Source organism: Inquilinus sp., assembly GCF_057815775.1.
The window spans coordinates 1-8,883 of sequence record NZ_JBYRFX010000635.1; the positions used below are offsets into that span (position 1 = coordinate 1).

9 protein-coding genes and 1 pseudogene are annotated in these 8,883 nt (G+C 69.8%); 7 read left to right on the top strand and 3 right to left on the bottom strand.

Going from position 1 to position 8,883, the window contains the following annotated elements:
* The 3 genes and pseudogenes from AC3XYG_RS22005 to AC3XYG_RS22015 form a co-directional block, all read left to right on the top strand.
* A pseudogene (locus AC3XYG_RS22005) lies at positions 1 to 649 on the top strand (ABC transporter permease); the annotation flags it as partial.
* Between the two features lie 5 nt (positions 650 to 654).
* Positions 655 to 1,467, top strand: coding sequence for an ABC transporter permease (locus AC3XYG_RS22010; RefSeq protein WP_489142006.1), 813 nt, complete (start codon positions 655 to 657; stop codon positions 1,465 to 1,467).
* A gap of 232 nt (positions 1,468 to 1,699) precedes the next feature.
* Positions 1,700 to 1,894 (top strand): hypothetical protein, encoded by a 195-nt coding sequence (locus tag AC3XYG_RS22015; RefSeq protein ID WP_489142007.1) that lies wholly within the window; start codon positions 1,700 to 1,702, stop codon positions 1,892 to 1,894.
* Positions 1,895 to 2,121: 227 nt separating this feature from the next.
* On the opposite strand, the gene AC3XYG_RS22020 is transcribed toward AC3XYG_RS22015, so the two are convergent.
* The 3 genes from AC3XYG_RS22020 to AC3XYG_RS22030 are packed head-to-tail and all read right to left on the bottom strand — an operon-like array spanning position 2,122 to position 5,600.
* Positions 2,122 to 2,757, bottom strand: a complete 636-nt coding sequence (locus AC3XYG_RS22020) for a nucleotide-binding protein (protein ID WP_489142008.1) — start codon at positions 2,755 to 2,757, stop codon at positions 2,122 to 2,124.
* Positions 2,758 to 2,767: 10 nt separating this feature from the next.
* Entirely contained in the window at positions 2,768 to 4,369 is a 1,602-nt protein-coding gene (locus AC3XYG_RS22025) for a CYTH and CHAD domain-containing protein (RefSeq protein WP_489142009.1), read from the bottom strand.
* Between the two features lie 52 nt (positions 4,370 to 4,421).
* Positions 4,422 to 5,600 (bottom strand): penicillin-binding protein activator, encoded by a 1,179-nt coding sequence (locus tag AC3XYG_RS22030; protein WP_489142010.1) that lies wholly within the window; start codon positions 5,598 to 5,600, stop codon positions 4,422 to 4,424.
* A gap of 26 nt (positions 5,601 to 5,626) precedes the next feature.
* Here AC3XYG_RS22030 and rsmI point away from each other — a divergent pair, with 26 nt between their 5' ends.
* The 4 genes from rsmI to gshB are packed head-to-tail and all read left to right on the top strand — an operon-like array spanning position 5,627 to position 8,765.
* Positions 5,627 to 6,559 (top strand): 16S rRNA (cytidine(1402)-2'-O)-methyltransferase, encoded by a 933-nt coding sequence (gene rsmI / locus AC3XYG_RS22035; protein WP_489142011.1) that lies wholly within the window; start codon positions 5,627 to 5,629, stop codon positions 6,557 to 6,559.
* Positions 6,549 to 6,935: a YraN family protein gene (locus AC3XYG_RS22040; RefSeq protein ID WP_489142012.1), complete on the top strand. Its 387-nt coding sequence runs from the start codon at positions 6,549 to 6,551 to the stop codon at positions 6,933 to 6,935. The genes rsmI and AC3XYG_RS22040 overlap by 11 nt, the downstream gene beginning before the upstream one ends.
* A gap of 56 nt (positions 6,936 to 6,991) precedes the next feature.
* Positions 6,992 to 7,810 carry a SirB1 family protein gene (locus AC3XYG_RS22045; RefSeq protein WP_489142013.1) on the top strand — a complete coding sequence of 273 codons (819 nt, stop codon included), beginning with the start codon at positions 6,992 to 6,994 and terminating at the stop codon, positions 7,808 to 7,810.
* A gap of 7 nt (positions 7,811 to 7,817) precedes the next feature.
* The gene (gene gshB / locus AC3XYG_RS22050; RefSeq protein ID WP_489142014.1) at positions 7,818 to 8,765 is read left to right on the top strand and encodes a glutathione synthase; all 948 of its coding nucleotides are present in this window, start codon (positions 7,818 to 7,820) and stop codon (positions 8,763 to 8,765) included.
* The last annotated feature ends 118 nt before the right edge of the window (positions 8,766 to 8,883 follow it).

Here is an 8,883-nt window from a genome sequence, read left to right on the forward strand (position 1 = left end):
CTTCGCCCTCGCCCTCGGCGGGGTGACGCGGCAGGCGGCGGGGGTGCCGTTCCTGCAGTTCCTGGCGCCCGGGCTGATCATGATGGCGATGGCGCAGAACGCCTTCGCCAACACCTCCTCCTCGCTGATGATCGCCAAGATCCAGGGCAACATCGTCGACGTGCTGATGCCGCCGCTGGCGCCGGCCGAACTCGCCGTCGGCTATGTCCTCGGCGGCATCGTCCGCGGCCTGCTGGTCGGGACGGTGACCTGGGTGGCGATCCGGATCTTCGTGCCGATCGACCCGATCCACCCCGGCTACGTCCTGTTCCACGCCATCGCGGCGTCGATGCTGCTGGCGCTGCTCGGCGCCATCGGCGGCATCTGGTAGGAGAAGTTCGACCACATCGCCGCGGTGACCAACTTCGTGGTCACGCCGCTGTCCTTCCTGTCCGGCACCTTCTACTCGCTCGACCGGCTGCCGGAATCCTGGCACTTCGTCGCCCATCTCAACCCGTTCTTCTACATGATCGACGGGTTCCGCTACGGCTTCATCGGCGTCAGCGACGGCACGCTGGCCACCGGCATCCTGGTGCTGCTGGGGGTCAACGCGGCGCTGGCGGCGCTGCTGCTGCGCATGCTCGCCACCGGCTACAAGCTGAAGGCCTGACGGCCATGGCGCGCCCGGCCGGTGCCGCCCGCCCGATCCGGCATTACGGCCCGGTGCACTGGCTCGGCCTCGCCACCCTGTTCCGGCGCGAATTCCGGGCCTATCTCAAGGACTGGCCGGAAACCATCGTCGCGCCGACCTTCTCGACCCTGGTCTATGTCGCGGTGTTCGCGCTGGCCGCAGGGCCGGACCCGGTCGGCTGGGCCGGCCCGGGCGGGCTGCTGCCGTTCCTGGCGCCGGGGCTGGTGGTCTATGTCGTGGTGCTGCGCGCGGCCGAGACCACGGTCTACAGCCTGACCTTCCTGAAGGTGGAGCGGCTGCTCGGCGACATCCTGATGCCGCCGCTCGCGGCCTGGGAGATCGCGGCCGCCTACGCCCTGGCCGGCACCGCCACCGGCATCGTCACCGGGCTGCCCTGCCTCGCCGCCCTGTTGCTGGCGGCCGATGTCTCGATCGCCGATCCGCTGCTGCTCGGCATCGTGCTGGTGCTCGGCGCATTCCTGCTGGCCGCGGCCGGGACCCTGGTCGGGCTGTGGGCGCAGAAATGGGACCAGGCGGCCGCCTTCTTCGGCTTCCTGCTGATCCCGGTCACCTTCCTGTCCGGCGTCTTCGCCCCGGTGGGCCTGCTGCCCGGGCCGCTCGCCGTGCTGGTGACCCTGAACCCGATCTATTACGCGATCGACGCCGCCCGCATCGCTTTCGATGGCGTGGGCGTGGAGACGATCGGTCGCAGCCTGGCGATTTTGCTATTGAGCGGAGCGATGCTCTGGGCCTGTGCTGTCGCACTGATCGCCCGGGGGTGGCGCATAAAATCATAGTAAAACGACATGATGTTGCCATGAGGCCGCCCCTATCCTTTCGGATATTTGCTCCCTCGACCGGACGATAGCGCTTTAATCAAAATCGTCCTGATTTCAGCATTGTACCGGCCATGCCCGCTCCCCCAGATTCGGCTGGACAGGGAACATTTTGTGCAGTGCAGTGTTGACAGCTTCACCCGCCGAATTCTTCGCCGACCCAGGTATCGACATTTCAGTAGGGAGAGGTTCCGTGAGTCAGGTAATCCCTTCGACCAGCGACATCGTCATCACCGCCTACGAGACCCGTCGTGCCGCCGGCGCCGATGAATGGACGGCCTGCGACGCCGCCCTGGATGCCTTCCGCCGGCGCCATCCGGAAGCGTCGTCGGATCTCGCCAACACGTTTATCGCGGATGTGCTGCGCGACCACCACGCACGGCATTGAGATTTCTGTCTGTCCGGCCGGCAGGTCTTGCTGCCGCCGGAGTCATATACTGATGGTCGATTATTGAACCGTCATCGCGAGCCCCGAAGGGGCGTGGCGATCCAGCGGCTCTATTTCTGGAGCGCCACGCCCTTTGGGGGGTCGCGATGACGGTGTCTTAGTTGCGATGACAGTGTAAGGCCGGAACGGCCTGGCCCCATCACGGCCCGCGCCCGCCGGATGACGGATCAGGCGGCGTCGCCAACCGTCTCGATGTGGCGCAGCAGCGGTGCCCAGTCATCCCGCAACTCTTCGGCGCGGCGCCCCCGCAGATCGAACACGCTCAGGCCCTCGGCCGCCGCCTCGGTGTAGGCGGTGCTGTCGCGGATGCGCGACACCACCGTGTGGCCCAGCCCGCCGAGAAAGGCGTCCAGCTGGGCGGCGGCCCGGGTGCGCGACCGCATCCGGTTGCCGATGATGGCGACGGCGGCCCGGCTCTTGCGGATCGGCTTCAGCTCCTCCAGCCGCACCAGGAACTTCCGCGTGGCACCTTCGTCGAAGGCGGAGGGCAGCACCGGCAGCACGATCACGTCGGCCATCCGCACCAGGGCTTCGACCTGCTTCATCTTCAGGGCGGCCGGCGCGTCGATCACCAGTCGCTGGGCGTCCTTCGGCACGATGAACTCTTCCTTCGCCCAGTCGATCCCGGCCAGCGCCGCGGCACTGTCCGGCCGGCGCTTGGTCCAGTCCAGGCTGGAATGCTGCCGGTCGACATCGGCCAGGACGGTGAAGTGGCCTTGGCCGGCGAAGGCCGAGGCCAGCGTCGTCGCGATCGTGGTCTTGCCACAGCCGCCCTTGGTGTTGGCGACGAGCACCGAAATCATGCCGGCATCCTCAATGTTTGGTGTCGGTCCAGAACGGCTTGATGGCGCGGAAGGCTTCCCATTGCGCCAGCAGCTGCGGCTCGGTCGCCTCGCCGCCGCGGGCATGCCAGCCCAGCACCAGGCCGGACGCCCGGTGCAGCGCCATGTCGGCGGAATCATCGGTCAGGCGTGACAGCAGCCCTTCCGCCGTGGCGACGTCGTTGAGATGGCCGAAGGCGTCCTGCAGCTTGGACAGCTGCGCCGCATAAGGCTTGGCGCGCTTCTCCGGATACAGCGGCCGGAAGAAGTCGATGGCATAGCGCAGCTTCTTCAGCGCGATCCGCACCTCATGCCGCTGTGCGGGCTCCAGCTGCGCCATATGCCGGCCCTGCTGCAGCACCTTGCGGTGCGCCCGGGCGATCAGCCGCCCGGCCAGTCCGTCGATCGGCTCGACCAGCGCCGTGAGCGTTGCGGTCGAGGCATGGTCGCGCCAGCCGCGCCGCTCCAGCCATTCGCCGAGGGTCAGGTGCAGCCGGGTGCAGCGCGGATCGGCCAGGGCGCCGCGAACGGCGGCGTAGGCGGCCTCCCGCTGCCGCACCGCGGCCACGCGCAGCGCGGCGACACCGGGGTCGTCCGGCCGCAGCGAATCGAGCGATTCGATGGTGGCGCCGATGAAGACATCCCAGTCGCGCGCCGGCCCCAGCGCACTGGCCAGCCACTTCGATTCGTCGCGCAGCCAGTCGAGGGTGGGCGAGGGGACGGCCTTGCGGAACAGGCCCAGGGCCGACCGCAGCCGGCGCAGCGCCACCCGCATCTGGTGCACGCCGCCGGGGTCGCCGCCGTCTTCCGCCGCCGCCTCGTTGGCGGTCCAATGCCTGAGGCAGCGGGCCAGGATGGCGGCGATCGCCTCATCCACCGTCATCCGGGTGGTCAGCGGCGTCTTCGGGTCATAGACCACGCCGGGCGGACGGCGGGCCACCAGCCGGTAGCCCCGCTCCGCCTTGGTGACGTCGCTGACCCGCAGCGGGATCTCGTCCAGCAGGCTCAGGCCCAGGCGGTACAGCGCCGCCGGCCGGCCGTCCTTCAGCTCCAGCTCGATCTCCGCCACCGGGTCGCTGGCGTCGCGGGTCTCGATCGTGCCGATGTCGAAGGCGCATTCGACCACGGCGTCCGGCAGGGACAGGATCCGGATCTCGCGCTGGATGCGCGATGTGAAGATATGCGACAGCGCCGCCGCCGGAATGCCGTCCAGCAGGGCCTGTGCCGCTGGGTCGGTGAAGGCGTCGACCGCCGGGCTCATCGCCGGCAGCGCCACCTCCCACTCGCCGCGGGCCAGGCCGTCGCCCTGGCGCTCGGTCTTCAGGGTCTGGACGAAGCGCTGGCCGATGCGGCGCACGCGCAGCGTCAGGCCGCGCCGCAGCAGGGCGGTGTCGGGCGTGTCGTAGTAGAACGAGGTCAGCGACCGCGTCGTGCCCGGCCCGGCCGAAATCCGCCCCAGCAGCTCGGCCCGGCGCAGCCGGTCGAGATCCTCCGGCGCTGCGGACAGCTTCAGTTCGATTTCAACGGGAGGGTGCGGAGGATTGTCACCCCCGCCCGGCTGCTCGTTCGGCCGGTGCGGCTGAACGATCGTCATCGGCATCTCCCGGCATCACGACGCCGTCGGCGTCGGTGATACCGTTCGTAGCCTAAAATGCGGCGCCGGAGAAGCTGTCCGGTGCCGCATCGACCACCGTCGGGCCGCCCGGCTGGGCCTCCAGCACGGCCAGGCCGCGTTCGACCAGCCCGCTCGGGGCAAAGCGGAAGATGCCGTCGATGCCGACGAAGCCGTTGGGGTCCTGCAGCGCCACCGATGTGAAGGGGCTGCTGCCGGAGGCAGGCTGATTCGCCAGGGCAGCGGTCAGCGCGATGGCGTCATAGGCCAGCGTCGCCAGCCGCGGCGGCGGCGCGCCGAACTGCTGGGTGTAATGGGCTTCGAAATCCGCGCGGCGCGACGGGTCCGGCGCGGCATACCAGGCGCCGGCCAGGGCCGGCTCGCGGCTGACCGTGCTGTCGTCGAAGCGGCCGGTGCCCAGCAGCTTGGCGGTGCTGCCCGACGCGGTGATAACAGGGGCGACGCTGTTCAGACGGCTGCCGGTGTCGGTCAGCAGCACGGCATCCACCGGGGTGGATTGCAGCCGCTGCGTCACCGAGCTCACATCGGACGCCTTCGGATCGGTCAGGTCGATCACCGGCGCCTCGGCACCGTATTTGGCGGTGGCGTCGGCCAGGGCCTTGGCGATCAGCTGGCCATAGGGGTTGCTGGTGCCGACCAGGGCATAACGGCGCAGGCCGTGATTGACGCCGTAGCCGACGACGCGGTCGACCGAGGCCTGCGGCAGGAAGTTCAGCAGGAAGACGTTGCCGCCGGCCTGGTTGGCGTCGGTGCTGAACGCTACGACGTTGATGCCGGCGCTGCGGGCCTGCTGCGCCACGGCGGCGACCAGCGGGCTCTGCACCGGGCCGATGATGATGTTGGCGCCCTGGGCGATCACCGCCTGGGCGGCGGCGGCGGCGCTGGCGGCGCTGTCGCCGGTGTCGCGGGGCAGCAGCTGGACCTGGGTGCCGGTGTCGAACACGGCCATCTGGGCCGCGTTCTGCATCGCCTTGCCGACCTCGCCGAAGCCGCCGGTCAGCGGCAGCAGCACGCCGACGCGCAGGATGCCGTCATTCGGGCGGGTCGGCTGGGTCGGCGCGGTGTAGCTCGGCGCTTGCGCGACCGGGGCCGGCCTCTGTACGGTCTGGGCGCAGGCGGCAAGCGCCGCGGCCATCGTGGCGGCGCCCGCCACCCGGATGAGGCGCTTCAGCCTCGCTCGGCCCTGTCCCATGGACCTTTCTCCGACTGTCGCCAGTATTGTCACGGACGCCCCCTCACTCTCGACACTTCTCCGGCGCCGGGCAGCGACGGCCGAATGCTGCCGACCCTACCGACGCGGCGCCGCCGAGTAAACCGGCACCGGGCCTGTACCTGACCGCGGTGCCCATCGGCAATGCCGGCGACATAACGCTCCGGGCCCTCGATTTGCTCCGCAGCGCCGATGTGATCGCCTGCGAGGACACGCGGACCACGGGACGGTTGATGTCGATTTACGGCATCCCCACCAAGCTGATCGCCTATCACGAGCACAATGCCGCGGAGATGCGGCCGCAGCTGTTGCGCCGAATCGGCGAGGGCCAAGCGGTGGTGCTGGTGTCCGATGCCGGCATGCCGCTGATCTCCGACCCCGGCTACAAGCTGGCCCGCGCGGCGCGCGACGAAGGGCTGATGGTGACCTGCCTGCCCGGCGCCTCGGCGCCGCTGGTCGGGCTGCTGCTGTCGGGCCTGCCGTCCGACCGGTTCCTGTTCGCGGGCTTCCCGCCGCCGAAATCCGCGGCGCGCCGGACCTTCCTGGCCGAGCTGGTGCCGATCAAGGCGACGCTGATCCTGTTCGAGGCGCCGCACCGCCTGCCGGAGTGCCTGGTCGACCTCGCCGCGGTGCTGGGCGACCGCGAGGCGGCGGTGACGCGGGAGCTGACCAAGCTGTTCGAGGAGGTCCGGCGCGGGCCGTTGCCGGAACTGGCGGCGCATTACGCCGAGGCCGGGCCGCCGAAGGGCGAGATCGTCATCGTGATCGGCCCGCCCGGCGCCGATGCGCGGCCGACCGAGGCGGACCTGGCCGGCCATTTGCGCAAGGCGCTGGCCAGCATGAGCCTGCGCGACGCGGTCGAGGCGGTGACGGCGGCGACGGGGGAACCGAAGCGCGAGGTCTATCGCCTGGCGCTGGACCTCACGGCGGATGAGGACTGACCGCACCCGGGATCCGGCCCGGCGCCGGGCCGAGGCCTTCGGCCAGGCGGCGGAGGGCGTGGCGGCGTGGCTGCTGCGCGCCAAGGGCTGGCGCATCCTGGCGCGGCGGCTGAAGACGCCGCTGGGCGAGATCGACATCGTCGCCAAACGGGGCAGGGTCGTCGCCTTCGTCGAGGTCAAGGCCCGGCCCGACCTGGCCGCCGGACTGCTGGCGTTGCAGCCGCGCCAGCGGCAGCGCCTGCAGCGGGCGGCGTCTCTGTTCCTGGCGCAGCAGCCGCGCTATGCGCAGGGTCACGATCTGCGCTTCGATCTGGTGGTGATCCGGCCCTGGCGCTGGCCCGTCCACATTGCCGATGCGTGGCAGATCGATCGATGATCGATCGTGATCGATCGGTAGTGGCATCCGTCGCGGGATCGGGTTAAGTCAGCATCATGGACCCGACGATCCAGTCGCTTCTCGACCGTGCTGGCGCCCAGCCGGACGACGCCATCGACCTCGCCGAGGCAGCGCTTGCGCTGGCGGCGCTCGACCGGCCGCGCGGGGTCGGCTTCGACTGGTATCGCCGGCACCTGGCCCAGCTGGTGTCCGACGTGGCCAAGGCGGTCGAGGAGATGACGCCGGCCGAGGCGATGGCGGCGGTGCTGGCCAAGCGCTGGGGCTATGTCGGCGACATCGACAGCTATGACGACCTGCAGAACGCGAACCTGATGCGGGTGATCGACCGGCGGAAGGGCCTGCCGGTCACGCTCGGCATCCTCTATCTCCATGTCGCCCGGGCCCAGGGCTGGACCATGGTGGGCTTGAACTTCCCCAGCCATTTCCTGGTCCGGCTCGACGCCGCCGGCACCCGCACCATCCTCGACCCGTTCCATGCCGGCATGAGCCGCGGGCCGGGCGAGCTGCGCGACCTCTTGAAGGCCGTGCTTGACGCCGGGGCCGAACTGGCGCCGGACCATTACGAGCCGGTGTCGGACCGCGACATCCTGCTGCGGCTGCAGAACAACCTGAAGGTCCGGCACATCCGCGCCGGCGACTTCGCCAAGGCGCTGGCCGTGATCGAGGGCATGCGCCACTTCGCGCCACAGCACGCGCCGCTGCTGCGCGAGGCCGGCATCCTCTACGCCCGGCTCGGCAACATGAACGCCGCGATCGACGCGCTCGACCGCTACGTCTCCGCCCCGGGCGAGCCCGAGACGCAGCGGCACGAGGCCGCCATCCTGCTGCAATCCTTCCGCACAAGCCTGAACTGAGGCTGCCATGTCCCTTGCCGTCGCCATCCAGATGGACCCGATCGAGACCATCGACATCACAGGCGATTCGACCTTCGCCATGGCGCTGGAGGCGCAGGCGCGCGGCCACGGGCTGTGGCACTACCTGCCGCGGGCGCTCAGCCTGCGCGACGGCCGGCTGACGGCGAAGGCCCGGCCGCTGACGGTCCAGGCGGTGCGCGGCAACCATTTCGCTTTCGGCGAATGGGAGACGGTCGATCTCGGCACCGTCGACGTCATCCTGATGCGCCAGGACCCGCCCTTCGACATGGGCTACATCACCGCGACTCATCTGCTGGAGCATGTCGCCGACCGCGTGCTGGTGGTGAACGATCCGCGCGAGGTGCGCAACGCGCCGGAAAAGCTGCTGGTCACGCATTACCCGGACCTGATGCCGCCGACGCTGATCACCTCCGACCGCGACGAGATCCGGGCCTTCCGGCGCGAGCATGGCGACATCATCGTCAAGCCGCTGTACGGCAATGGCGGCGCCGGCGTGTTCCGCATCCGCCCGGACGACGAGAACCTGGTGTCGCTGCTCGAGGTCTATGAGCGGATGTACCGCGAGCCGATCATGATCCAGCGCTACCTGCCCGAGATCCGGCAGGGCGACAAGCGCATCATCCTGGTCGAGGGCGAGCCGGTCGGCGCCGTCAGCCGCGTGCCGTCGGAGGGTGAGGCGCGGGCCAACCTGCATGTCGGCGGCCGGGCGCAGAAGACCGAGCTGACCGACCGCGAGCGCGAGATCTGCGCCCGCATCGGCCCGGACCTGCGCGCCACCGGCCAGATCTTCGTCGGCATCGACGTGATCGGCGACTATCTGACCGAGATCAACGTGACCTCGCCGACCGGCATCCACGAGATCAACCGCCTCGACGGGGTGAAGATCGAGGCGATCCTGTGGGACGCGATCGAGGCCCGACGGGCGGCGATGTGAAGGTGGAGGCGGCTTCGGTCGCCTGGCTGCCGAATCTGGCCTCAGCTTCGCGGCGAGCAGGCATGGCGGTGAAGCTGGCTGTCTCCCGATGGGCGAAGGAACGGCAAGATGGCTGCTC